Raw genomic sequence first — 25,833 nt, forward strand, 5'->3', positions numbered from 1 at the left:
ATTTTGTTCTTTCAAAATTGCACGTAAGTTCATTTAATAATATATATTCCAGTTAACTTATTGGTCAAGCCCTCGATCTATTAGTATGAGTCAGCTAAATATGTTACCACACTTACACCTCTCACCTATCAACCTTGTGTTCTTCAAGGGATCTTACTAGATTACTCTATGGGAAATCTTATCTTGAGGTGGGCTTCACGCTTAGATGCCTTCAGCGTTTATCCCTTCCCGACTTAGCTACCCAGCTATGCTCCTGGCGGAACAACTGGTACACCAGAGGTCAGTCCATCCCGGTCCTCTCGTACTAAGGACAGCTCCTCTCAAATTTCCTACGCCCGCGACGGATAGGGACCGAACTGTCTCACGACGTTCTGAACCCAGCTCGCGTGCCGCTTTAATGGGCGAACAGCCCAACCCTTGGGACCTACTTCAGCCCCAGGATGCGACGAGCCGACATCGAGGTGCCAAACCTCCCCGTCGATGTGGACTCTTGGGGGAGATCAGCCTGTTATCCCCGAGGTAGCTTTTATCCGTTGAGCGATGGCCCTCCCACGAGGTACCACCGGATCACTAAGTCCGACTTTCGTCCCTGCTCCACTTGTAGGTGTCGCAGTCAGGCTCCCTTCTGCCTTTGCACTCTTCGAAGGATTTCCGACCCTTCTGAGGGAACCTTTGAGCGCCTCCGTTACTTTTTCGGAGGCGACCGCCCCAGTCAAACTGCCCATCTAACAATGTCCTGTCACCAGTTTCATGGTGTCCAGTTAGAATTCCAGTACTATCAGGGTGGTATCCCAAGGTTGACTCCACTAAAGCTGACGCCCTAGTTTCCCAGTCTCCCACCTATCCTGTACAGACAATACCGAAACTCAATGCTAAACTACAGTAAAGCTCTACGGGGTCTTTCCGTCCAATCGCGGGTAGCAAGCATCTTCACTTGCACTACAACTTCGCCGGATTTGCAGTTGAGACAGTGCCCAAATCATTACGCCATTCGTGCGGGTCGGAACTTACCCGACAAGGAATTTCGCTACCTTAGGACCGTTATAGTTACGGCCGCCGTTTACTGGGGCTTAAGTTCACACCTTCGCTTGCGCTAAGTGTTCCCCTTAACCTTCCAGCACCGGGCAGGCGTCAGCCCCTATACATCAGCTTTCGCTTTAGCAGAGACCTGTGTTTTTGCTAAACAGTTGCTTGGGCCTATTCTCTGCGACCTACTCTCGTAGGCACCCCTTCTCCCGAAGTTACGGGGTCAATTTGCCGAGTTCCTTAACTGCAATTCTTCCGCCGGCCTTAGGATTCTCTCCTCACCTACCTGTGTCGGTTTGCGGTACGGGCACTACTTTTCTCCCTAGACGCTTTTCTTGGCAGCGTGGAATCATGTACTTCATCCATAAATGGACTTCCCCATCACACCTCAGAATTGTTAAAACGGATTTTCCTGTCTTAACTCCCTAAGTGCTTAGACTAGCATCCAATAGCTAGCACACACTATCCTCCTGCGTCACGCCATCGGTAATAACGATGGTAGTGGTATAGGAATATCAACCTATTGTCCATCACCTACGCCTTTCGGCCTCGGCTTAGGTCCCGACTAACCCTCAGCGGACGAGCCTTCCTGAGGAAACCTTAGGTTTTCGGCCTGTGAGATTCTCACTCACATCTCGCTACTAATGCCAACATTCTCACTCGTAAACAGTCCACCGCTCCTTTCGGTACGACTTCTGCCCGTTTACGACGCTCCTCTACCGCTTACATTACTGTAAGCCCGTAGCTTCGGTGGTAAGTTTGAGCCCCGAACATCTTCGGCGCAGGATCTCTCGACTAGTGAGCTATTACGCACTCTTTTAATGAGTGGCTGCTTCTAAGCCAACATCCTAGTTGTCTTCGAAATCCCACATCCTTTTCCACTTAACTTACACTTTGGGACCTTAGCTGACGATCTGGGCTGTTTCCCTTTTGACTACGGATCTTATCATTCGCAGTCTGACTGCCGAACTAATAGTATATGGCATTCGGAGTTTGATAAGGTTCGGTAAGCGATATGCCCCCTAGCCCATTCAGTGCTCTACCTCCATTACTCATATTCGACGCTAGCCCTAAAGCTATTTCGAGGAGAACCAGCTATCTCCGAGTTCGATTGGAATTTCTCCGCTATCCACAGCTCATCCCATGGTTTTTCAACACCAACGTGGTTCGGTCCTCCACGAGATTTTACTCTCGCTTCAACCTGGCCATGGATAGGTCACCCGGTTTCGGGTCCACGACATGCAACTTTGTGCCCTATTAAGACTCGGTTTCCCTTCGGCTCCGTACCTTAAGTACTTAACCTCGCTACATATCGTGACTCGTTGGCTCGTTCTACAAAAAGCACGTCATCACACATATAAAGTGCTATGACCGGTTGTGGGCATACGGTTTCAGGTTCTATTTCACTCCCCTCCCGGGGTTCTTTTCACCTTTCCCTCACGGTACTTCTTCACTATCGGTCATCGGGTAGTATTTAGCCTTGGGAGGTGGTCCTCCCTGCTTCCCACAAGGTTTCACGTGTCTCGTGGTACTCTGGATCAGAACTTACTATTTCGCGTTTTCATCTACAGGACTATTACCTTATGCGGTGGAACTTTCCAGTTCTCTTCGATTAACGTAATTTAGCTTTTATGTTCTGTCCGCAACCCCAGAAATAAATTTCTGGTTTGGGCTCTTTCCCTTTCGCTCGCCGCTACTTAGGAAATCGATTTTTCTTTCTCTTCCTTCAGGTACTTAGATGTTTCAGTTCCCTGAGTTTACCCTCCATAAGCTATGTATTCACTTATGGATACATGGGGTTTCCCATGTGAGTTTCCTCATTCGGACATCTCTGGATCACAGGCTATTTGCGCCTACCCAGAGCTTTTCGCAGCTTATCGCGTCCTTCTTCGGCTCCCGATGCCAAGGCATTCACCATACGCCCTTTATATCTTGACCTATGTCATTCTATAAAAGAATTTGATTAATTAATTGCCAACTGGCTTTATTATATATTACTTTACTTACTTATGTGCAATTTTCAAAGAACAACAAAAACACTAAATTTAGTATTTTTGTGGTGGGCTTAAATGGACTCGAACCATCGACCTCACGCTTATCAGGCGTGCGCTCTAACCAGCTGAGCTATAAGCCCATATAGTGGTGGAGATAAAGAGATTCGAACTCTTGACCCCCTGCGTGCAAGGCAGGTGCTCTCCCAACTGAGCTATACCCCCATATATGTTATATATAATTTTTTGAGAGAAGATCTCTCAAAATTAAACAGAGGAAAACGTAAATCTTCGTCAATTATATTGACTGAATTTTATACTTAAATTCTACTAAGTTGTAGTTTTAAGTAATTTCTCCATAGAAAGGAGGTGATCCAGCCGCAGGTTCTCCTACGGCTACCTTGTTACGACTTCACCCCAATCGCTGACCCTACCTTCGGCCGCGCCCTCCTAAAAGGTTAGGCTACGGACTTCGGGTATTGCCAACTCTCATGGTGTGACGGGCGGTGTGTACAAGGCCCGGGAACGTATTCACCGCGACATTCTGATTCGCGATTACTAGCAACTCCAGCTTCATGCAGGCGAGTTTCAGCCTGCAATCCGAACTGAGACGAGTTTTATAAGTTTTGCTCCACCTCGCGGCTTTGCGTCTCTTTGTACTCGCCATTGTAGCACGTGTGTAGCCCTAGACATAAGGGGCATGATGATTTGACGTCATCCCCACCTTCCTCCGCGTTAACCACGGCAGTCTTGCTAGAGTGCTCAACTAAATGGTAGCAACTAACAATAAGGGTTGCGCTCGTTGCGGGACTTAACCCAACATCTCACGACACGAGCTGACGACAACCATGCACCACCTGTCTTCCTGTCCTCCCCGAAGGGAGAACTTCCTCGATTAAGAGTAATTCAGGAGATGTCAAGTCTAGGTAAGGTTCTTCGCGTTGCTTCGAATTAAACCACATGCTCCGCTGCTTGTGCGGGCCCCCGTCAATTCCTTTGAGTTTTAATCTTGCGACCGTACTCCCCAGGCGGGGTACTTATTGTGTTAACGGCGGCACAGGGGGAGTCGATACCCCCTACACCTAGTACCCATCGTTTACGGCGTGGACTACCAGGGTATCTAATCCTGTTTGCTCCCCACGCTTTCGAGCCTCAGCGTCAGTTATTGTCCAGAAAGTCGCCTTCGCCACTGGTGTTCTTCCTAATCTCTACGCATTTCACCGCTACACTAGGAATTCCACTTTCCTCTCCAACACTCTAGACACCCAGTTTGGAATGCAGCACCCAAGTTAAGCCCAGGTATTTCACATCCCACTTAAGTATCCGCCTACGCTCCCTTTACGCCCAGTAAATCCGGACAACGCTTGCCACCTACGTATTACCGCGGCTGCTGGCACGTAGTTAGCCGTGGCTTCCTCCTCAGGTACCGTCATTATCGTCCCTGAAGACAGAGCTTTACAACCCGAAGGCCTTCATCACTCACGCGGCGTTGCTGCATCAGGGTTTCCCCCATTGTGCAATATTCCCCACTGCTGCCTCCCGTAGGAGTCTGGGCCGTGTCTCAGTCCCAATGTGGCCGATCACCCTCTCAGGTCGGCTACGCATCGTCGCCTTGGTGAGCCGTTACCTCACCAACTAGCTAATGCGCCGCGGGCCCATCTGATAGCGGATTACTCCTTTGGTCATTTGAAGATGCCTTCATTTGACTTTATGCGGTATTAATCTCCCTTTCGGGAGGCTATCCCCCTCTATCAGGCAGGTTGCCCACGTGTTACTCACCCGTCCGCCGCTAGGAAATTACCGAAGCAATTTCCTCGCTCGACTTGCATGTGTTAAGCACGCCGCCAGCGTTCGTCCTGAGCCAGGATCAAACTCTCAATTTAAGTGACGCTTAAATAATTAAGTGCACAAATTTTAGTTTAATCTTACTCTAAGAATTACGTTGACTTTAAGTAGTTGCTTCAAGTTTTACACTTGTTACAATTACTTACTCACAACTTTCGTTGTGTAAGTTTTATTCAAAACTTCTTAAGTTTCCTCTGTTTAATTTTCAAAGTTCTTCTTTTTATGTCACCTTTTGGCGACTATTTTATGTTATCAAAAACTTTAATTTTTGTCAACATTTTTTTATTTGTTTTTGTTGCTTGTTTTTTTCTCTTCAAGCGACGTGTTTTATAGTATCATCTATAATTAATATATTCAAATATATTAATTACCAAATTGGATAGTTTAAACTTATCTTTCTTTCCATTGCTACAATATTCTACATATTACTTATATAGATACACATGGTTCAGTTTATATTATATTCTTAATATCATATTAATATACATCTATCCTTTCACTGCTTTCCTGTAGGAGTTTCTTCCCAAATTCCTTAGATTTCTTTATATTTAAATAAAAAAAGGATTAGATTGACGCCAAGAACCGAGTCTACCGATTAGAAGTGCACTACTGCCTTGTAGGAGCTTCTTCCCAAGTTCCATTAGATTTCTTTTTTCTTATTTCTCACTTTCTTGAATTCTTCTATTCTTGAATTCTTCTATAAAAATACAGACGGCTCCTACCGAGCCGCTGTATTTTTATAGAGGGTTAGTTTTACCTATCACTTACTTTGTTAACTATAAGAAATAAAATAGTTAAGATATCAAAGCAAGCTAAGTGCACAAATTAAAATTACCTTCCTCTTATTTAATTACTAAATGAATGTATTTAAAACTTAAATTTGAAATTTAATTGCTCCTAGATAGCTTTAAAAGCAGGAAGAAAGAATGATGCAGCAGAGAAATCAAATAAATTATGCTCTTAAGCACTTACTAATGTGGGAACTATGCGGTAAATTTTTAAAAATCATAAAAAACTAATCTATTAAAACCTTGCTAATCAGCATTATTAATTGGATTTTGGTGCACCTAGAGGGATTCGAACCCCCTACCTCTAGATTCGGTGTCTAGCACTCTATCCTATTGAGCTATAGGTGCATTTATTTTGTATTATACTATATATTAGCATGTATTTATACGTAAAAAAATCAAGTAGATAATCTACTTGATTTTTTATGGAGCGGGTAGTGGGAATCGAACCCACCTTACTAGCTTGGAAGGCTAGAGTATTACCAATATACGATACCCGCATACTTGGAGCGGAAGACGGGACTCGAACCCGCGACTTTCACCTTGGCAAGGTGACACTCTACCATTGAGTCACTTCCGCAATTGGTGCAGATGAAGGGAGTCGAACCCCCACGCCGTAGGCGCTAGATCCTAAGTCTAGTGCGTCTGCCAATTCCGCCACATCTGCATGTTTATTTTTTTGTTTTTTGGTGGCTCACCGGGGAATCGAACCCCGGACACCATGATTAAAAGTCATGTGCTCTACCGACTGAGCTAGTGAACCATTGGCTGGGATGGCAGGATTCGAACCTACGAATACCGCAGTCAAAGTGCGGTGCCTTACCGCTTGGCGACATCCCATTATGGGGTGAACGATGGGATTCGAACCCACGACAACCAGTGCCACAAACTGGCGCTCTACCAACTGAACTACGTCCACCACATGGTGCGTTTTAAGGGATTCGAACCCCTGGCCCACGCCTTAGAAGGGCGTTGCTCTATCCAGCTGAGCTAAAAACGCATATTTTATTATGTTACATAAAAACTTTTAGGTTTTTATGGAGCGGGTAGTGGGAATCGAACCCACCTTACTAGCTTGGAAGGCTAGAGTATTACCAATATACGATACCCGCACATATTAAATTTAAATGGTCGGGGTGACAGGGATTGAACCTGCGACCTCATGGTCCCAAACCACGCGCGCTCCCATCTGCGCTACACCCCGGTTATGGTGCGTTTTAAGGGATTCGAACCCCTGGCCCACGCCTTAGAAGGGCGTTGCTCTATCCAGCTGAGCTAAAAACGCATATTTTATTATGTTACATAAAAACTTTTAGGTTTTTATGGAGCGGGTAGTGGGAATCGAACCCACCTTACTAGCTTGGAAGGCTAGAGTATTACCAATATACGATACCCGCACATATTAAATTTAAATGGTCGGGGTGACAGGGATTGAACCTGCGACCTCATGGTCCCAAACCACGCGCGCTCCCATCTGCGCTACACCCCGGTTATGGTGCGTTTTAAGGGATTCGAACCCCTGGCCCACGCCTTAGAAGGGCGTTGCTCTATCCAGCTGAGCTAAAAACGCATATTTTATTATGTTACATAAAAACTTTTAGGTTTTTATGGAGCGGGTAGTGGGAATCGAACCCACCTTACTAGCTTGGAAGGCTAGAGTATTACCAATATACGATACCCGCATATTAAATTTAAATGGTCGGGGTGACAGGGATTGAACCTGCGACCTCATGGTCCCAAACCACGCGCGCTCCCATCTGCGCTACACCCCGCAATGTCGCTACCATCTCGCGGCGACAATGATTATTCTACACGATATATTTTAATACGTCAATACCCTTTTTAATTTTTTTTATTACTTTCTAAAACATGCATTAAGTCTAGCTCTCTATTCACACTCTAATCTCATATAAATAAGCACTTACCGGCTTATCTTTATTAACCTCTAAAAAGGCTATTGTCCTTGCATTAAGCCTTGGCAGAGAGGGACTTCCAGGATTAACAAACAGTACTCCATCTTGCTCTACAATTAAAGGTATATGACTATGTCCAAATAGTGCAACATCCACTTTTTTCTCAAGTGCTGAATAATATAATGTGTTAATTCCAGACTTAACATTATATCTATCGCCATGAGTAATTAATATTTTTTTACCCTCTATATCTATCAACAATTCTTTTGGAATTGAATTCTCAAAATCACAATTTCCTTTTACTCCATAAACTGTTCCTGTAAATTTTGTTTTTAATTCATCTAAGTCACTTATATTATCTCCTAAATGAATTAAGATATCAGCTTTAGTTATTACATTAGCTACTTTTTTTATATATTCACTAACTCCATGGGTATCTGAAACTACTGCAACTAACATTATTCCTCCTGTTTATCTAATAGTTCTTCTATTTCATTCTTAAGTTTATTTAAAGCATTAGCTCTGTGACTAATAGAATTTTTTTCTTCTGAAGAAAGTTCTCCAAAAGTTTTGTTTAACGGCTCATAAAAGAATAATGGATCGTACCCAAATCCACCTTCTCCTTCCTCCCTTTCAGTAATAAATCCCTCAACTGTACCTTCTATTACTTTTTCAACATTATTGCTATCAATTAGTCCTATTGCACATCTAAAGTTTGCTTTTCTATCACTTTTTGGTATCCCTTGAAGCTTTAAAAGAAGCTTATTATTATTACCTTTATCGTCACCATGTACACCAGAATAACGTGCAGAAAAAATACCTGGTTCTCCTCCTAAATAAGGAACCTCTAACCCTGAATCATCTGCCATTATAATAAAGTTTTTATAATTATTTTTCTTCAAAATATCTGCTATTCCTCTAGCTTTAATCAATGAATTTTCTGCAAAACTACTTCCGGTTTCCTCTATATCAACATCTATGTTTAAATCAGATAAACTCATTATATCTATTTTAAGTTCTTTTAATATTTCTCTTATTTCTTTAACTTTATTTTTATTATTTGTTGCTAAAATTAACTTCCTCATATCTCTATTTTCTCTCTCCTGTCCCTATCCAAAGAGCATCCATCTTTAAAACTTCTTTTTGGGCCAAAATCATTTGTTTAGCACCTTTCTCAGCTAAAGATAAAAGATCATTTAATTCATTTCTACTAAAAGGAGCCTCTTCTCCAGTTCCTTGAACTTCCACAAACTCGCCCTCATCAGTCATAACAACATTCATATCAACTTTTGCATTCGAATCCTCTTCATAACATAGGTCAATTACTTTTTGTTCATCAACTATACCTATACTTACAGCTGTAACAAAATTTCTTATAGGATAAACCTGAAAATTTCTTTCCCTATGAAGCTTGTTAACAGCATCAACTAAGGCTATAAATGCTCCAGTAATTGATGTAGTTCTTGTTCCACCATCTGCTTGGATTACATCACAATCTATCCATATGGTTTTTTCTCCTAATGCCTTTAAATCAACAACTGAACGTAACGCTCTTCCTATAAGTCTTTGTATCTCCATTGTTCTTCCATCAATCTTAAGCTTAGCTATATCCCTAGGCTTTCTTACATGGGTAGATCTAGGCAACATATTATACTCTGCTGTAATCCATCCTTCACCTGAACCTTTTAAAAATGGAGGAACTTTATCCTCAATAGACGCTGTACATATAACCTTAGTTTCTCCAACTTCTATTAGTACAGATCCCTCTGCAAACTTAGTATATTTTCTTGTAATTTTAACTGGTCTTATTTGTTCATTTTTTCTTCCATCAATTCTCATGCAATCACCTTCCCGTATTATTTTACTACTTTTAATATATAAATGTATTATTATTATGCAACATTTTGTTAATATTTTCATATTATTTATATAAGGATTAATTTAAGAGGTGGAATTTTATTTGAGATATATAGGACCTTTTTTCAGAATGAATAGTATTTCTGCTGAAGAAATAAAACATCAACTTTTCTTTTTTTCAAAAGAATCATTAAAAAACATTGTACTAAATTCAAAGTGTGGAATAGTTCACTACACAAAATCAAACAAAAAACATTCATCCAATTCTGATAATAACATATTTGATAAGTATTCACCACTTCTATGTATTTATAAAAAAGGGAATCCTAAGATTGTTTCAAAAAGTAATTTATCTTGGGATGAAAATACATTTAAGAAAGAGATAAACGTAATATCAAATGCTCTTATGACCTTAAGTATACTAGAGTTATCTGATTACTACTCATTTTTTAAAGATGTTGACAAACAACTATATGAATTATCAGAAGTTTATAAAAAGTTAGCTAAATATCAACTTGATTTTTATTCTACATCATTAAGAAGTCCAGAAGGATTTTTTGTAGACAAAAAAATATCGTCTTCAAATGACAGTACCTTTATTGATAAAAAAAATAAATTTAAATTTTCAGATCAAGCATTTATGATGTGTGCTTATTATAACTATTCTAATTTAGCGCCTTCTGATGATGATGCTGCCGTTTATAAAAGTTTTGCTTTAGATATACTAAAGATGTTATCTGATTTTAAAGAAGAAATTTATTCGCTATCAAGTCAAGAATGCAATAAGCTTTGTTTAGCTCTAAATATCTTTTACGACTATTCTAAAGAAGAAAAAAGTAAAGAACTTATTCTAGACTTAATGGATTTAATTAAAGAAAAACATACTTTTAACGAGTTATCCAATGAAGATATAGAGCTTACAACCTTAGAAAATATAAACTTCTATTTAACTTATAAAAATACTGGTTATTTAGACTTTAAAGAAGATTTTATGTCCTTTTCTAAAAAACATTTAGAGCTTTTTGATAGTGATAAATCTATTTTTAATAAAAACTCAGACAAAAAAGAAATAAAATACTCTTCAACAGAATTATTAAATTATATGTTTAGTTCATTAATTTATTTTGTTGATGAAGATGCCGATAGTAGCTATGAAAACAATATATCATCTTTATACAAAAGAATTTTATTAAATGGTCAACTTACTACCTCTTGGCCTGATGTTCCCGATATAGATTCAGCTGAGCGATATAGGAATGCCTCCTTAAGATCTGAAGATATGTTTAATGAACAATTATTTAAAATCTCTAATATATCCGATTCTTCAGAGCTATGTCCTGTTTTCAGAAAAGAAATTACTTATTCTAAAAAGAAAGAAACTATAACCCCTTCAAAAGATACATTTTATGCTCAAAGAAACATGATGATCTATTTTTTAGCTATATATTTATTTAAAAAAGACATCATACAAAAAACATTTGATATATCTGAAGTTTAAACATCAAAGGTGAAAGCACCCCCAAAAAAGGAGGCTTTCACCTTTATTATTCTGTGCTTCTACTTACATCTTCTCCAATAACCATACTGCTTAAAATTATATTCCCATAGAAATCCTTATTTAATTCTTTTATATCGTTCTTTTTTACAATTATAGAATCTTTATTATATAGTGGAATACAATAGTTTTCTTTAACCATATATTTAACTATATTCTCCTTACTCTCTTTACCCTCAAATTCTTTCATCTTCTTATCTAAACTCTCATCTTTATATATTCTACTTAAAACATCATTATATATCTTGTTATAGTCTCCAATATTATCAGTACTGCCTATATAAACTGAAAATTTTCCATTCTTTATTTCCTGCTCTAATTCGTCTGAACTAAGAAGTCTATAATATATTATTAAATTATCTTTTTTACCTTGCTCAGAGATAAACTTTAAAACCTCTTTGTTGTATTCGGTATTTAAAGAAACTATATTGATACTTTTTAGTTCCATCAAAGAGCTTGCAGGTTCTATTCTACTTACAGAACTGCCATTTTCACCTTTATTACTAGAAAAATCATTAATTAAGTTAGATGGAATAATATTTTTAAATTCTTCTGCAGACATTATTCCCTTAACATACTCTGCAAAATCTTTTCTAAGCTTGCTATTATTAAATACATTATCCTCTTTACTATTATAACTAATAAACGTATTACTATAAGAAGGACTTTGAGATACTTCATTTCTACTAATTAAGTTAGGTAAATAACTTAATGGTGGGTCTTTCATTACATTTATCTTATTTGTTTCATAACTAGCAAGAGCAGACTCATTATCATTATAGGAAATTATATTAATTTTATCTTCTCCATTTTCTTTGTCATAATATTTAGGGTTTTTCTCAAGTACTAATTTCCCTGATTCTTCTATACTACTTATTTTGTATTGCCCTGAATATACAATGTTTTTATAATAGTCTTTATAGGAACTAAGTTTTGTAAAATCTTTTTTAATTTTAAATTTATTTTTTGTTAGTGTATCTATAAACTTATCATCTTTATAATTTAATCTAATTTTAAAAAGTTCACCATCTGAACTTATAGCTACTAATTTCTCAAAATTCTCTTTTTTGTTAAAATAATCAGTTACACCATATATAGACTTTAATTCTTCTAAATCATCTATGCTTTTAGCATTATTAATAAATTCTTTAAAAAAAGTTACAAAATCTTTTGATGTTATCTTTTCTCCATTACTCCAATAGATATCTCTTCTTATTTTAAAAGTGTATTCAAGCTTATTTTCACTTACTGTATAACTCTCACTTAATTGAGGTTTAATATTACCTTCACTATCCTTATATATTAATCCATCAAATAAAGCTGACAAAAGCTCATCATTAATTCCAACACTACTTTCTAGTAAACTTGTAGGTAAATTGTATACTCCATAATTAAGTTCATCACTTGGGGAGTAAACATTTGTCGTATCTATTTTTTTGCAACTCATTAACACTAAGGACAACATTAAAACAATAACTAATGTTAATTTTCTCTTCATATTTTACTCTCCTTTTTAAACATTCCGTTCTGTTAAGTTATATGAACATTGCTCTTCTCAATCCTAGGAAATACAATAAGTTTGACTAGAACTAAATGTCCCCCTTGAAAGGAGAAGCGCAATGAACAAAACAAAAGTAAAATGTCCTCGTTGTAACTCTGACCAACTATATAAGTTTGGTTTAGATAAGCAGGCTAATCAAAAATATCAATGTAAAAAGTGTAAGCGACAATTCGCACCTGACTCCGTCAGAAAGCGGGTAACATCTAAATATCCAAGATGTCCAAAGTGTGGTAAAGCAACTTTCTTGCATCACATCTATAAACACTATAATCGCTATAAATGTGGTAATAAGAAGTGCAATCATATCATTGTTCATCACCATAACCTAAATATAGATGATGCCTCCAGTGAAAACCTAACCGGTTCCCTTTCTATGAAAGGTATGCGTTTTCCACTCCATACTATTCTGACTGCATTAACTTTATATTTTTTAAACAACTCATCAACAAGAACTATTTCACAGTTCCTTTTCGTAACTTCAAATATAAAGGTTTCTCATGTCACAATAGCTAGTTGGACTCAAAAGTTTGCACCTTTTTTCAAACAAAAAGCTGATAAGTTTAAAGAGCAGCTAGATCTCCAATCTGACGATTGGCATGCTGACGAAACAGTGGTCTTTATAAATGGTGAACGCTATTATTTATGGTTAGCTATTGACTCTGAAACGAGATTTATTTTAGCTTTTCATCTAACCAAATCACGTAGTGAGGATTCAGCATTTACACTAGTAAACCAAGCTAAACAATTTGGAATGCCATCAAACTTTATAACTGATAGACTACCTTCATATAACCAAGCTGTAGCGAAGCTATTGGGCGAAAACAAGCATGTGCCTGTTGCTCCTATGTCTAGCGACATATCAAACAATTTAATTGAGTCTTTTAACAAAACATTTAAAGCTTGGTATAAAGCTAAAAAAGGGTTTAACTCTTTTGAGAAAGCAAATAACTTAATATACTTATTTGTCTTTCACTATAATTTCATTAGGCCTCATGGTTCATTAAATAATCTCACACCTGCTGAAGTTGCAGGCTTCGCTAGCAATAGCATTGATCGTAAATCTTGGTTTGTCGCTGCTTAATCTCAACTTAATATCTTTGATTAACCTGCAAAAATCTAACTTTTTGTAGGCTTATTTGCCATACAAAAATTTATTCAAACTTATATAATTTTCAAAGAACGAGTAATTCTACGAAATGTTAAGCTATTTTTTCATAACAACCTAACAGAATCAAACATTCTTCTTAATTATTGACAAAATAAAGTAATTTAAACTGCGATTTTAAATATTAATTACATTATTCTAGGTTATATAGGAAGATATTTCGTGTTATAATATTAATATGTTTTTTAGTGGAGGTATTAATAATGAAAATACTGTTAGAGATCTTAGGCATATTATCTATGCTTACTATAATGTTTGTTGCAATCTGGGGTTTTATTGTTGCAAAACAAACTTACGCACAAATGAAATATCAAAATTATCTATTGGAAAAATTGACTCAAAATATTTATATGTTAGTTCAAAATAATGTATCTATTTCATGTAATGGTTCTAAAAAAACTAATGAAATCCATGATGATTCTAATTTATAAAGTTTAAATATACATAAAATAAGGGATATATCTAGATTTTAGATATATCCCTCTTTAAATAAATTACTTTACTAAATTGCTTAAAAAAAAGATTGATGCTACTGATAATATAAAACATATAAAGGTATATAGATATTTTCTTAGTCCAGTATTATTCATCCAAAACTTAAATCCCCAAGCTATCATGGTTACTGTAATAGAAACTTGTAGTGGATAATATCCTGTAAAAATTTCATTGATATATATATATCTATAAGAAGTTAAAAAAGTTGCAATAATAACTACTATAGATACAACTGCTGCTGTAAGACTGATTGCATTTACAGCTTTCTTAATCATATCATATCCTCAAACTCTTTCTCAGATAATATTGTTACTCCTAATTCTTGAGCCTTTGTAAGTTTAGATCCTGCCTCTTCTCCAGCTATCACATAATCCGTTTTCTTACTTACACTTCCAGATACCTTTGCCCCTAATGACTCAAGTTTATCTTTAATAGAAGTTCTTGAGTAATTCTCTAGTGTTCCAGTAACTACAACAGTTTTTCCCTCAAAAATATTTTCTGATACCTCAATTTGCTCATACCTAGGTTTTACTCCTAGACTCAATAAATCATTTATAGTATTTATTACTTGCTCCTCTTTAAAGAAACCTACTATACATTCTGCAACTATTCCTCCAATATCAGGTACCTCAAGTAACTCTTCCAGATTTGCCTTTATTATATTATCTAAAGTTTTAAATCTCTTCACTAAATCCTTTGAGGTTTTAACACCTACATTAGGTATTCCAAGCGCATATATAAATGCATAAAGCTCACAATCCTTACTCTTTTCTACTGCATTTAAAAGGTTAGTAGCCTTCTTTTCTTTAAACTTCTCTAGCGATAATAAATCTTCTTTATTTAATCTATATAAATCTGATATAGACTTAATATCTAACTTTTCAAATAATTGTTCAGCTGTTTTCTCTGAAAAACCTTCTATATTCATTGCTTCTCTAGATGCAAAATGAACTATGGTTTTTACAAGCTGAGGTTTACAAGAAAGAGTGTTTTCACAAAAATAATGTGCACCATTTAAAACAACATTCCCATCACAATAAGGACATTTAGTAGGTGGAGTTATTTCTTGAGTATTTTCTAAAGAGCTCTCAACTACTCCCATAATCTCTGGAATAACATCATTACTCCTTCTTACAAATACTTCTGCTCCTATTTTTACACCCTTTTTATTAACATCATCCATATTATTTAATGTTGCTCTTTTAACTGTTACACCAGCTAACTCAACAGGTTCTAATATTGCAGTAGGAGAAACTCTTCCACTTCTTCCAACATTCCATTCTACATCTAATAACTTTGTAGTTGCTTCTTGTGCTTCAAACTTATATGCTATAGCCCATTTAGGAAATTTTATAGTATATCCTAAAAGTTCTCTAGTTCTCATATCATTAATTGCAATTACTGCACCATCTATATCATAATTTAACTCAAATCTTATGGATTTAATATATTCTATTTCTTTATTTATTTCCTCTAAAGTTGTGCAACGTTTCATATAAGAATCTATAGGAAATCCCTTATCTTTTATAAAAGTTAACATCTCTTCATATGTAGTGAACTGAGTTCCTTCATTGTATCCAATATCATAAAAGAAGGCAGATAGATTTCTCTTAGCAGTTTCTTTAACATTTAAATTTCTTAAAGCTCCAGCAGCTCCATTTCTTAAATTCTTAAGAGGTACAGCAGCACTGCTATTATAGTTATCGAAAGCTTCCTTGGTCATTATAGCTTCCCCATGAATCTCAAACACGTTATGGTTATCTATTTTTAGTGGAATAGTTTTTATAGTTTTTGCTTGTGCAGTTACATCCTCACCTATAGATCCTGTACCACGAGTTGCAGCTACCTGAAGAATCCCATCATTATTATAAGTTAAGTTAAGAGTTAACCCATCAAACTTTTTAGTAATTATATAACTTATCTCTGGAAGCTTATCAGAATTATTTTTATTGTATTCATTAATAAACTTTACATTTCTATTATGCCAATCTTGTAATTCTGTAGAAACTTGAGCCTTATCTAAACTCCACAGTCTTCCTTTGTGGACATATTTATTAAACTCAGGAAGAACTACATCTCCTACTCTTTGTGTAGGGGAATAAGGAAGGATTACCCCTTCCTGTTTCTCTAGCTCAACTAATTCATAATACTTCTCGTCGTAATCTTTATCTGCAATGGAGGGATTACCTAATACATAATACTCGTAGGCATATTTATTTAAATCCGTTGCTAATTGCTCCATTCTTTCCTTGTTATCCATATTAATGACCTCCTGATATTTACCTAACTTATAACAATTCTAAAGAAGCCATGCTAAGTAATAGTGTCTTTATTCCTTGTGAATCAAATGCAATAGTAATCTTAACATCATCATCTACTTCAATAGCTTTAACTATGGTACCTATACCAAACTTAGGATGTTTAACTTTTCTTCCTAAAGTAGCTTCCCCCATAGTCAGCATCTTTTCTGAGTCTTCATTTAGAATATTATTTAACTTCTTAGTCGCTTCTGCAGAGCTAATAAATTTATTACCTTTTGAAGCATTATTGCCATAAGAATTCCTTAGAGTATGTGGATTACCTCCACTTATATTGTAATTAGCATATGCAGACTTACCTCCTGCAAGTGTCCCTGAGTGTTTAGTAACATTAACATACTCTCTTAATTCTGTAGGTATTTCTGCTATAAAATCTGATTGTGGATAAGCAACAGTTCTACCAAAAACTCGTCTAACCTCTGCCGACGTCATATATAGGAATTCTCTTGCTCTAGTAATTCCAACATAACAAAGTCTTCTAGACTCCTCCATCTCGCTTTCAGAATTAAAAGATGATGCCCCTGGGAATAACCCATTCTCCATACCAACCATAAATACTACTGGAAACTCTAAACCTTTAGCTGAATGAAGAGTCATTAAGGTCACAGAATCTGCCTCTTGATCAAAATTATCTACATCTTGAACTAAAGCCACCTTTTCAAGGAAGGCTGCTAAGGAATTATCCTCCTCATTTTTCTCAAAATCCACCGCTGCTGAAACTAATTCCTCTAGATTTTCAACTCTGCTTAAGTCCTCTGGATTATTTGATTCCTTAAGCTCTTTTAAATATCCAGTATTTTTTAAAATATCTTCAATTAAATTAGATATAGGCATACTTTCACTATACTCAATAAGCTCTTCCATTAATGCAGTAAATTTGTTTATAACCGTTACATTTCTAGGAGTTAAGCTTGAGATATTTTCTGCTTCAATTAATGAATCAAATAAACTCATTTCATTGTCAGCTGCAAATTGTAATACCTTATCTACAGTTGCATCCCCTATACTTCTTTTCGGAACATTAATTATTCTTCTAAGATTTACAGAATCGGTTGGATTATTAATAACCTTTAAATAAGCTAAAATGTCCTTAATTTCTTTTCTATCATAGAACTTAAGTCCACCAATTAATCTATAAGGAATACCTCTTTTTATAAAAGTATCTTCAAATATACGCGATTGTGCATTAGTTCTATAAAGCACTGCAAAATCTCTATATTTTCTATCATCTTTTCTACCATTTTCAATAGTTGTGGCAGCAAAATTACTTTCATCCATATCTGAAAAAGCTCTATATATTTTTATTTTTTCTCCTTTTTCAGCTTCTGTTCTTAGAATCTTGCTTTTTCTCTCACTATTATTTTTTATAACAAAATTAGCCGCTTCTAATATATTACCCATACTTCTGTAGTTTTGCTCAAGCTTAACAGTTTTACACCCTGGATAATCTTTTTCAAAATCTAATATATTTCTTATATCCGCACCACGCCAAGCATAGATGCATTGATCATCATCCCCAACAACGCAGATATTCTTAAACTTCTTTGCAAGAAGTTTGATAAACTCATATTGAGCTTTATTAGTATCTTGATATTCGTCTACCATTATATATCTGAATTTTCTTTGATAAAATTCTAAAACTTCTGGTTCTTTTCTAAATAATTCAACTGTTTTAAAAATTAAATCATCAAAGTCTAAGGCATTGTTTTGCTTTAATTTCTTTTGATATAATTCGTAAACTTGAGCTATTTTTTCTTCTCTATAATTCCCTTGACTCTCTAAGGTTACAGAGGATGGATTTTTTAAGTCATCCTTAGCTTTACCTATTTTAGATAAGACTTCACGATCTTCTATATCTTTATCATTTATGTTAAGTTCTTTCATACATTGCTTAACTAAAGACTTTTGGTCGTAGGAATCATAAATAGTAAAATCCTTTTTATACCCTAACTTTTCTATTTCTCTCCTTAAAATCCTTACACAAGATGAATGGAAGGTAGATATCCACATATTTTCTGCTTCATCCCCAATTAAAGCTTTAACTCTTTCCTTCATTTCTCCAGCTGCTTTATTGGTAAATGTTATAGCTAAAATATTATATGGTGCTATCCCTTTATCTTCTATCATATAGGCAATTCTATGAGTTAAAACTCTAGTTTTTCCTGAACCTGCTCCTGCTAATATAAGAACCTGCCCCTCTATAGTGGTAGCTGCTTCATATTGCTCTTTATTTAATAACTTTTTCAGATCCATTTTAACCTCCTTGAATACTAAATAAGAAAGTATGTTCTTTCTTATGTAATTAGAAAGAGGAATATATCCATATTCCTCTTTATATTATAAACTATATTTCATTATATCATAATTGAAACTATAAATTTAACATATTAATAAAAATTTCCCATGATTTAATCTTCATTCCAATCTATTCTGCTAATAACTCTATTATATCCATCGCTTCCATAATTGATACACTTATTAACTCTGCTAATGGTTGCGGTACTGGCCCCTGTAAGTTTTGCAACCTCAGTGTAAGTTTTACCATCCTTAAGCATCCTTGCAACTTGAATCCTTTGATCAATTGCTTTAATCTCATTTATTGTACATATATCTTCAAAGAATCTATAACAATCTTCTTTATCTTTTAAACTTAAAATGGCTTCCATTAGATAATCCATTTCTTTGCTTTTTAAATTTGACTTATAAGTATCCATAAAATACACTCCTTTAGTCGCACATTCGTCTTTATCTCTTATTATATTTTAATAAAGTAAAGTAGTAAAGTAAAAGATAAAAACAAAAACGCAACCCTTGGGGCTAGGTTGCGTTTTAGCAATAAGCAATAAATAAAAAGGGGGCTATTTATTCCTTTTATTTATCCTTGCAAAAATATTATATGTTAACTTGTACTTAATTGCAAGGAATTTCTGAAAAAAATATTGTATCTTCTTGTCTACATGAATGATTTTACCTCATTTCTTGTAAACGTTCGATAGGTATAGTATCGTTATCTAAAATAGTACTTTTAATCTTCTCCTCTTAATACTTTTAATTCCTCTTCAGTTAACTCTCTATATCCACCTTCTTCTAAAGATTCATCTAAAGGTAACCCTCCAAAGGATATTCTTCTTAAATAAACCACCTTTTTCCCAACACTTTCAAACATTCTTTTAACTTGATGGAACTTCCCTTCTTGCAAAGTTACATGTACCCTTGCCCCCTCAGTATCTGATTCAATAATCTCCAACTTTGCAGGCATACATTTATAACCATCATCTAGCACTATCCCTTTTTCAAAAGCCTTTATATCCTCTTCATTAACACCTTTATCAATTTCTGCATAATAAACTTTATCAACATGATGTTTAGGCGATATTAATTTATGATTTAACTCTCCATCATTCGTTAAAAGCAGTAAGCCTACAGTATCCTTATCTAATCTACCTACAGGAAAAGGCTCAAATATCGCATCTTCTGCATATAATAAGTCCACAACTGTTTCATCATACTTATCGTGAGTAGCTGAAATCACCCCATCAGGCTTATTCATCATTAAGTATATGTATTTTTTATATACAATCTCTTCACCATTCACTTTTATTACACTTGCTTCAGGATCCACTTGCATTCCATTATCTTTTGCAAGTTTTCCGTCAATTTCTACTAATCCTTTTTTTACAATTGACTTTATTTCTTTCCTACTTCCATAACCTAAATTAGAAAGTATTTTATCTAATCTTTCCATTAAGAAACCTCCTAGTTAAACTTATATAAAATTATATACTAATTTTCAAATTTAACCTAATTGTCCTTTGTTATTAGGCAATTGTCAACCAAATATAATATTTTTATAACTATATTTCTATATTATAATTTACTTATCTTTGTTAAAACTCGCAGGAATAGTTAACTAATCTTAGATTCTAACTGTAGTAAATCCAAATTTGTTCCGTGGTGTAAAGAATTTAATTACGTGGTGTAAAGAACTTAATTACGAGGTGCGTAAATTATTATAAGAGCTCCAACTAAAGCTATTGCTCCTCCAATCAAATCAAATTTATCTGGAACTACCTTATCAACCTTCCATCCCCATAATATAGATAAAACAATAAATATTCCTCCATATGTTGCATACACTCTTCCAAAATTAGAGTTTGGAGGCTGTAATGTTGGTATAACTCCATACAAAATTAATACTATGGCTCCAGCTGCTCCATATAAAAAACTTCTCCCCTCACGAAGCCATAACCATACAAGGTAACCCCCGCCAATCTCAAATACACCTGCCACTATAAAATAGAATATTGATTTTATAAATTCCAAGCTAGCTCCCTCATTTCTGTAATTTAATATCTAATATTCTATCATTTATCCTTTCTAAAATCCGCCTTTTTCTTTGATATGTTCATAATAATGTCTTATAGCTTCATCAATTAATATATTATATCTAATATTTATGTTAGGATGAATTAATTTCAATTCTATTATCATTTCTGCTGTGGATCTTCTGATATTAAAGGTCTTTTTAACATCAAATGGTTCATTTTCATTTTTATTCATGTTCTCAACCTCTCTTTCTTTAACTCTAATACTATATGGTTTTAAAGCTAAGATGATGAATAAAAATTGTACCTAATTATCTAAGTATCACCGTACTCCCATAACTACGGTGATGCTCAGGTAATTAAATACTTAGATAATCAAGTAATTAGTTGTTTAGATAATCATCTAATTATCCGTGCAATAAAAAATGGCTAGTACAATAATTTGCACTAGCCTAATAGCCTTTAAGATATTCCATTTTTATAATAATTCGTTACTTTTACTACATAATTTCTTGTTTCTGATGGCATTTTATATAAATCACTTGGTGAGGTTACTCCTCTTTTTGCCATAGTACCTTCCCCTGCATTATATCCCATCAACGCCATATCTAAATTTCCATATCTATCTATAAGTTTTTTAAGCATTTGAGTACCAACATTTATGTTACCTTCAATATCATATGGATTTGATAGTCCATATGCCTCTGAATTAAATGGCATAAGCTGCATAAGTCCTTGAGCTCCAGCACTTGAAACTACCTTAGGATTAAAATCAGATTCTTGTTTTATCACTGCCCTAATTAAGTTTTCATCTACACCGTACTTTTGAGAAGCACTTTTTACTGCTGCTTCTATCCTAAGCCTTGTAGAATCAGTTCCCTTATAGGATGAATCTATCCCCTGGCTTAAATATGATTTTAAATTTAATGAATTCAAATCATTTAGTGAACTATCGCTTCCACCTATGGATTCTCCAAGTGGATTATTCAGTAAACTGCTAAGTATATTATTACTATCACTATTACTATCCATACTTTGTAATAAACTTTGAAGTATTATATCAAAGGACTGACTATTTCCCATTGATTGCTTTAGTATGGATGACATCATGGTCATAGCTAACATTTGTTCAGTATTCTCTATTTTCATATGCATCTCTCCATATTTTTTATAGTTATTTATCGTCTAGTTATTCTGAAACTTTAAATTCAATGATGTCATAATCCTCATAGGCATTTTTTTTATAATAACTTTTTGTTAAAACTAATATCTTAAATTTACCTGCTACGAAAGGTCTAAAGCTATAATATGACTTTTTGCTATAGCCTTGAGTTCTAACCCAATTCCCTCTTTCCATTATATAAAACTCATAACATACATCTTTTCCACCCTTACATTCAACATTAAAATTAATTTCATCTTGTAACTTGAAGTTAATGTTATTAGAAATTATCTTTGTTCCTGTAATTGGTGCAGAGTCGTTTATATATATGTGGAACTCTTTTTTAGTGTCATATTCACCTTGGCATTTTATGTTTTTGGCATAAAGTTCAAAGGTATATTTCCCAGGAATTTTAGGTGTCAATTTTAACTTTTTATTTTTAATAAAACCTGTCTCTTCAACTACATGTCCATTTATTTTTGTGATGTAATTAATGAGTGTTGATTGACTATTTTGAACTATTGCCTCGAGCTCAACATCATCTCCAACCATGTAGAACTCCTTTGATGGCAACAAAATATAATCTATCTTACCAGGTATATAAGTTATTATATCAAAGTACACTACACTATGACAATCATATTCCTTAGGAGAATATTTATCCTTTACACGTATTTCCATTTCATACTCTCCAGATTCCTCTGGAGTAAAGTTAACCCAATTTGCTGTTCCATAATTTACTTTTTCTATTTCTTTTTTATTTTTAAAAACTGTAAAGGAATATTTTAGTGATGATCCACCTTCAGCTAACACCTTTATGTTTATAGGTACTCCAACTAAATAATTGCTATCTTTGTCCATAACCACATCGGTAATTTTAATTGTTCTTGCACTTTTTCTATCTATAAAATATTCCATAGCTACAGTGTCTTCATAGTCACCCTCAAAGCTTGCATCTTTTACATAAAGGGTTATTTTATATTCTCCCTCTGATTTACTCTTCCATAAATATGTTGAGTTCTTTATAAAACCAGAGTCTTCCCCATAGGTTCCATCTATCTTAAACCTATATAATAAATTTTTTCCACCCTCTACAAAAGCTCTTAATAAAATTGCTGCTCCATTTACTTGAGGTGAAGCTAAATCTGTTGTGAAGCTTTTTATTAGTATAGGTTTATAGGCTTTTATTGTATAAACCATTAAGGCTCTGTCATCAAATTCCTTATTTGAATATATATCTTTTGCTAAACAAAGAAGTTTGTATTCGCCTGGTTCTTGCTCTGAAAAGCTCACTATTGTTTTGGAGGAATAATCTTGAATACATAAAGCTTTTCCCTCTTCATTGATTTTTACAAACTTATAAAGCATTGTGGAGGTTTCTTCCCCCTTAGATTCTACCTGAAAATTTAACTCTTCCCCACATAATAAGTCTTGAGTTAAGCATCTAAAGTTTGATATTTCAACTTTTGCTCTTGGATTTACCTTGTATTTTACTGAATAAAAATCATCAAAGTTATTTTCTGATGCTGGCTCCTTAGCCTCTATTAATATCTCTTGATTTCCTTCTTCACTAGCAGTAAAAATTAAGCTATTTTCTGGAGAATAATCTTTTATAAGTTCCCAACCTCTTTGTCCACTTTTCCAGAATCTAAATAATACAGGTCTTTTAGAACTTTCTATTTCTATACTTATTTTTTCTCCCACCTGTAACTCGTGAGAATTAACAAATACATTTTTAATTATTTTTTCTTCTTCTTCCCCAACTAAAATTTCACCCTTACATAAATAATCAAAGGGTTTTGAGCTATCTTTCTTTTTGCCTTGAACCATGAAAATATAGCTGCCGTTTTCTGTGGGAATCCATTTATATACTGATTCAGATGAAAATTCTCTTAAGGTTGTCCATATTCCGAAATTACCTAAAATGAACTTGTATTCTAGATTTTCATCCGTATTGTTTTCAACTTGTATTTCTACTTCTTCTTCTTTACTAATAGGATTTTCTCTATTAAACTTTAACAAAATCTCATCCATTCTCATTCGCTCCTCAAATATATTTACCCAAGAGTATTATACCATTATTTGCTACAAAATGAATTGTTTAAAAGAGAGTTTTTAACGAAGAAAAACTCTCTTTTATGACATATTATTGTTAAATTTTATTGTATCTGAAAAAATTCGTCTTTTATCTCTCCATTAAGTGTTGGAGATAATTCATTTAAAAATTTTAATAAGTTTGTTTTATTTTGATCCTTCATAGGAGTTGGTCTATAATCATTTTTGTTATTTACTGAGGATACTGAACAAGGTATCACTTTAAAACTTGTTTGCTCTAATTTTCCATTTGTGAAATTAAGTTTTGCTTGTAATATGAAAGTTCTCTTATCTGTAGGATTATTATTTCCTCCAAAACAGAAGTTACCAAAACTATATACTATAAGTTTTCCCTTATAGTTTTCTAAGGTTTGAACTACATGTGGATGTGATCCTAATACTAAATCCGCTCCACTATCTATAGCATATCTTCCTATATTAACTTGAACATCATAGGGTTTATATTGTCCTTCTATCCCCCAATGAAAATATGGAATTACTACTTGGCAGCCACTATTTTTAAGCTCAGCTATATCTGCTTTTATCTTATCTCTTAGCTCTTTAGTGTCACTCCAAGCTTGATAACCTAAAAATCCAAACTTTATTCCCTTTATCTCTTTAACTATTTTATATCCTTCTCCAGCTATGTCTACATTTGCGCCTTTTAGCACTTCTATTGTGTCATTAAAGCCTTGCTGTCCATAGTCGTATATGTGATTGTTAGCTACAGTGACACCTTCTATACTTCCAGAAGTTAATATATTTACGTAATCCTTAGGCCCTTTAAAATGATAATAAGGAGGTGCTCCTTTATCCTTTTTAGCCGTTGCATCAGTAAAGGTGGTTTCAAGATTTACAAAAGTATAATCATCCTTAGAAAATATATCATATACGTTTTGATAGAAATAAGCGTAGTTTTTCCCAGTAGTATTAAACACAGCAGGCAAGGTTTCTCCTGAAAATTTTGTATCTGTTCCTAAAGTTGAGTCTCCAGCTGCAGATATTATAACTTCTTCTTTCACATCTTGCTTTACTGGTTCAACTGGTTTTTCATTTTGAGTTGTATCTTCTTCAGGTGTCTTATCTTGATTTTTAGAAATGTTTTTTTCAAGAATGTTTTTAGATATTACAAATGCAGTTGGAATTATAATTAATAGTAATCCTATTATAAGAACTACTGATAATATTCTCTTTCTCTTTTTTCTTCTTCTCTTTTTTATGTTTTCTCTTCTCAAATCACAATACTCCTTTTCAAAAAAAGCTATGTAGATTGTTTTACTACACAGCTTATATTTTAGTCTGGACCATATTTTGAACTATATTTCTTAGAGTCTTATATAAATTATCATCATCTTCTTTGGTTCTCTTTTTATGGTTTGTGGTTTTTCCCCCACCTCTTCTAACTTTTGCTGATATATGCCTTTCCATAAGTAGTCTATCTATATTGTCTTTATTATATACCATTCCTTTAGGATTTACAGGTATGGCTTCCTTAGCTAATATCATAGATGCCAATCCATAATCTCCAGTAACTACAACATCACCTTTTTTAGTCACATTAGCTAAAAATATATCCACAGATTGAAATCCACTATCTAGATATTTAACCTCTCCATACTCTAAAGTTATACTATGATGAATATCACAATATAAGAACAAGGGAATTTGAAATTCCCTTGCAACCTTCTCTATGATTTTTCTTCCTGGACAGCCATCGCCGTCAATCAGAATTCTCATA

The 25,833-nt window shown here is 34.5% G+C and carries 18 protein-coding genes, 18 tRNA genes and 2 rRNA genes; 3 read left to right on the forward strand and 35 right to left on the reverse strand.

From position 1 onward, the window contains the following. Nucleotides 1–60 precede the first annotated feature (60 nt). The 23 genes from P8F83_RS14615 to rph form a co-directional block, all read right to left on the reverse strand. Nucleotides 61–2,964: ribosomal RNA gene (locus P8F83_RS14615) — 23S ribosomal RNA — on the reverse strand. A gap of 119 nt (nt 2,965–3,083) precedes the next feature. After that, a tRNA-Ile gene (locus tag P8F83_RS14620) sits at nt 3,084–3,160 on the reverse strand. 6 nt (nt 3,161–3,166) lie between these two features. Then, nucleotides 3,167–3,242 (reverse strand) — tRNA-Ala (locus P8F83_RS14625). A gap of 137 nt (nt 3,243–3,379) precedes the next feature. Further along, a 16S ribosomal RNA gene (locus P8F83_RS14630) occupies nt 3,380–4,900 on the reverse strand. Together the 16S and 23S rRNA genes with 2 tRNA genes alongside form the textbook arrangement of a ribosomal RNA operon. A 1,021-nt stretch (nt 4,901–5,921) precedes the next feature. After that, nucleotides 5,922–5,998 (reverse strand) — tRNA-Arg (locus tag P8F83_RS14635). Between the two features lie 78 nt (nt 5,999–6,076). Then, nucleotides 6,077–6,150 (reverse strand) — tRNA-Gly (locus tag P8F83_RS14640). Between the two features lie 5 nt (nt 6,151–6,155). Then, a tRNA-Gly gene (locus tag P8F83_RS14645) sits at nt 6,156–6,230 on the reverse strand. 3 nt (nt 6,231–6,233) lie between these two features. After that, nucleotides 6,234–6,317 (reverse strand) — tRNA-Leu (locus tag P8F83_RS14650). Between the two features lie 20 nt (nt 6,318–6,337). Then, a tRNA-Lys gene (locus P8F83_RS14655) sits at nt 6,338–6,413 on the reverse strand. A 2-nt stretch (nt 6,414–6,415) separates the two neighbouring features. Then, nucleotides 6,416–6,490 (reverse strand) — tRNA-Gln (locus P8F83_RS14660). A gap of 3 nt (nt 6,491–6,493) precedes the next feature. Beyond that, nucleotides 6,494–6,569, reverse strand: a tRNA-His gene (locus tag P8F83_RS14665). Between the two features lie 4 nt (nt 6,570–6,573). Beyond that, a tRNA-Arg gene (locus tag P8F83_RS14670) sits at nt 6,574–6,650 on the reverse strand. 38 nt (nt 6,651–6,688) lie between these two features. After that, nucleotides 6,689–6,762, reverse strand: a tRNA-Gly gene (locus tag P8F83_RS14675). A 16-nt stretch (nt 6,763–6,778) separates the two neighbouring features. After that, nucleotides 6,779–6,854, reverse strand: a tRNA-Pro gene (locus P8F83_RS14680). A gap of 4 nt (nt 6,855–6,858) precedes the next feature. After that, a tRNA-Arg gene (locus tag P8F83_RS14685) sits at nt 6,859–6,935 on the reverse strand. 38 nt (nt 6,936–6,973) lie between these two features. Beyond that, nucleotides 6,974–7,047: transfer RNA gene (locus tag P8F83_RS14690), tRNA-Gly, on the reverse strand. 16 nt (nt 7,048–7,063) lie between these two features. After that, nucleotides 7,064–7,139, reverse strand: a tRNA-Pro gene (locus P8F83_RS14695). Nucleotides 7,140–7,143: 4 nt separating this feature from the next. Next, nucleotides 7,144–7,220: transfer RNA gene (locus P8F83_RS14700), tRNA-Arg, on the reverse strand. Nucleotides 7,221–7,258: 38 nt separating this feature from the next. Beyond that, a tRNA-Gly gene (locus P8F83_RS14705) sits at nt 7,259–7,332 on the reverse strand. A gap of 14 nt (nt 7,333–7,346) precedes the next feature. Further along, nucleotides 7,347–7,422 (reverse strand) — tRNA-Pro (locus tag P8F83_RS14710). 120 nt (nt 7,423–7,542) lie between these two features. Beyond that, complete coding sequence (locus P8F83_RS14715) at nt 7,543–8,022, reverse strand: metallophosphoesterase (RefSeq protein WP_315114266.1); 480 nt, start codon at nt 8,020–8,022, stop codon at nt 7,543–7,545. Continuing rightward, nucleotides 8,022–8,648 carry an XTP/dITP diphosphatase gene (locus P8F83_RS14720; RefSeq protein ID WP_326511717.1) on the reverse strand — a complete coding sequence of 209 codons (627 nt, stop codon included), beginning with the start codon at nt 8,646–8,648 and terminating at the stop codon, nt 8,022–8,024. Before P8F83_RS14720 ends, P8F83_RS14715 begins: the two co-directional genes overlap by 1 nt. A gap of 4 nt (nt 8,649–8,652) precedes the next feature. Continuing rightward, entirely contained in the window at nt 8,653–9,402 is a 750-nt protein-coding gene (gene rph, locus P8F83_RS14725) for a ribonuclease PH (RefSeq protein ID WP_315114264.1), read from the reverse strand. 121 nt (nt 9,403–9,523) lie between these two features. Here rph and P8F83_RS14730 point away from each other — a divergent pair, with 121 nt between their 5' ends. Continuing rightward, nucleotides 9,524–10,918, forward strand: coding sequence for a hypothetical protein (locus P8F83_RS14730; protein ID WP_326511718.1), 1,395 nt, complete (start codon nt 9,524–9,526; stop codon nt 10,916–10,918). 46 nt (nt 10,919–10,964) lie between these two features. On the opposite strand, the gene P8F83_RS14735 is transcribed toward P8F83_RS14730, so the two are convergent. Continuing rightward, nucleotides 10,965–12,473 (reverse strand): ABC transporter substrate-binding protein, encoded by a 1,509-nt coding sequence (locus tag P8F83_RS14735; protein ID WP_326511719.1) that lies wholly within the window; start codon nt 12,471–12,473, stop codon nt 10,965–10,967. A gap of 121 nt (nt 12,474–12,594) precedes the next feature. Here P8F83_RS14735 and P8F83_RS14740 point away from each other — a divergent pair, with 121 nt between their 5' ends. Next, on the forward strand, nt 12,595–13,617 hold the full coding sequence (locus tag P8F83_RS14740; protein WP_326511720.1) for an IS6 family transposase: 1,023 nt from the start codon (nt 12,595–12,597) through the stop codon (nt 13,615–13,617). 287 nt (nt 13,618–13,904) lie between these two features. After that, entirely contained in the window at nt 13,905–14,132 is a 228-nt protein-coding gene (locus P8F83_RS14745) for a hypothetical protein (protein WP_021800414.1), read from the forward strand. Between the two features lie 63 nt (nt 14,133–14,195). Here P8F83_RS14745 and P8F83_RS14750 read toward each other — a convergent pair whose 3' ends face one another. From P8F83_RS14750 to P8F83_RS14800, 11 genes are all read right to left on the reverse strand, one after another. Next, the gene (locus P8F83_RS14750) at nt 14,196–14,471 is read right to left on the reverse strand and encodes a hypothetical protein (protein WP_326511721.1); all 276 of its coding nucleotides are present in this window, start codon (nt 14,469–14,471) and stop codon (nt 14,196–14,198) included. Continuing rightward, nucleotides 14,468–16,456 carry an NAD-dependent DNA ligase LigA gene (gene ligA, locus P8F83_RS14755; protein WP_326511722.1) on the reverse strand — a complete coding sequence of 663 codons (1,989 nt, stop codon included), beginning with the start codon at nt 16,454–16,456 and terminating at the stop codon, nt 14,468–14,470. Before ligA ends, P8F83_RS14750 begins: the two co-directional genes overlap by 4 nt. Nucleotides 16,457–16,484: 28 nt before the next feature. After that, nucleotides 16,485–18,767: a DNA helicase PcrA gene (pcrA, locus tag P8F83_RS14760; RefSeq protein ID WP_326511723.1), complete on the reverse strand. Its 2,283-nt coding sequence runs from the start codon at nt 18,765–18,767 to the stop codon at nt 16,485–16,487. Between the two features lie 155 nt (nt 18,768–18,922). Further along, the gene (locus tag P8F83_RS14765) at nt 18,923–19,228 is read right to left on the reverse strand and encodes a YerC/YecD family TrpR-related protein (protein WP_021800410.1); all 306 of its coding nucleotides are present in this window, start codon (nt 19,226–19,228) and stop codon (nt 18,923–18,925) included. Between the two features lie 311 nt (nt 19,229–19,539). Further along, a complete protein-coding gene (locus P8F83_RS14770) occupies nt 19,540–20,259 on the reverse strand; it encodes a pseudouridine synthase (RefSeq protein WP_326511724.1) in 720 nt (239 codons plus the stop codon). A 242-nt stretch (nt 20,260–20,501) separates the two neighbouring features. Further along, complete coding sequence (locus tag P8F83_RS14775; RefSeq protein ID WP_326511725.1) at nt 20,502–20,837, reverse strand: YnfA family protein; 336 nt, start codon at nt 20,835–20,837, stop codon at nt 20,502–20,504. A 54-nt stretch (nt 20,838–20,891) separates the two neighbouring features. Beyond that, on the reverse strand, nt 20,892–21,074 hold the full coding sequence (locus P8F83_RS14780; RefSeq protein WP_073022653.1) for a hypothetical protein: 183 nt from the start codon (nt 21,072–21,074) through the stop codon (nt 20,892–20,894). A 227-nt stretch (nt 21,075–21,301) separates the two neighbouring features. Beyond that, the gene (locus tag P8F83_RS14785) at nt 21,302–21,988 is read right to left on the reverse strand and encodes a lytic transglycosylase domain-containing protein (RefSeq protein WP_326511726.1); all 687 of its coding nucleotides are present in this window, start codon (nt 21,986–21,988) and stop codon (nt 21,302–21,304) included. Between the two features lie 40 nt (nt 21,989–22,028). Beyond that, nucleotides 22,029–24,035 (reverse strand): triple tyrosine motif-containing protein, encoded by a 2,007-nt coding sequence (locus P8F83_RS14790; RefSeq protein WP_326511727.1) that lies wholly within the window; start codon nt 24,033–24,035, stop codon nt 22,029–22,031. A 125-nt stretch (nt 24,036–24,160) separates the two neighbouring features. Beyond that, complete coding sequence (locus P8F83_RS14795; protein WP_326511728.1) at nt 24,161–25,330, reverse strand: CapA family protein; 1,170 nt, start codon at nt 25,328–25,330, stop codon at nt 24,161–24,163. Between the two features lie 52 nt (nt 25,331–25,382). Continuing rightward, complete coding sequence (locus P8F83_RS14800; protein WP_326511729.1) at nt 25,383–25,832, reverse strand: YaiI/YqxD family protein; 450 nt, start codon at nt 25,830–25,832, stop codon at nt 25,383–25,385. Nucleotide 25,833 lies beyond the last annotated feature (1 nt).

It is taken from the genome of Clostridium intestinale, from assembly GCF_035905475.1.
GTDB lineage: Bacteria > Bacillota > Clostridia > Clostridiales > Clostridiaceae > Clostridium_T > Clostridium_T intestinale.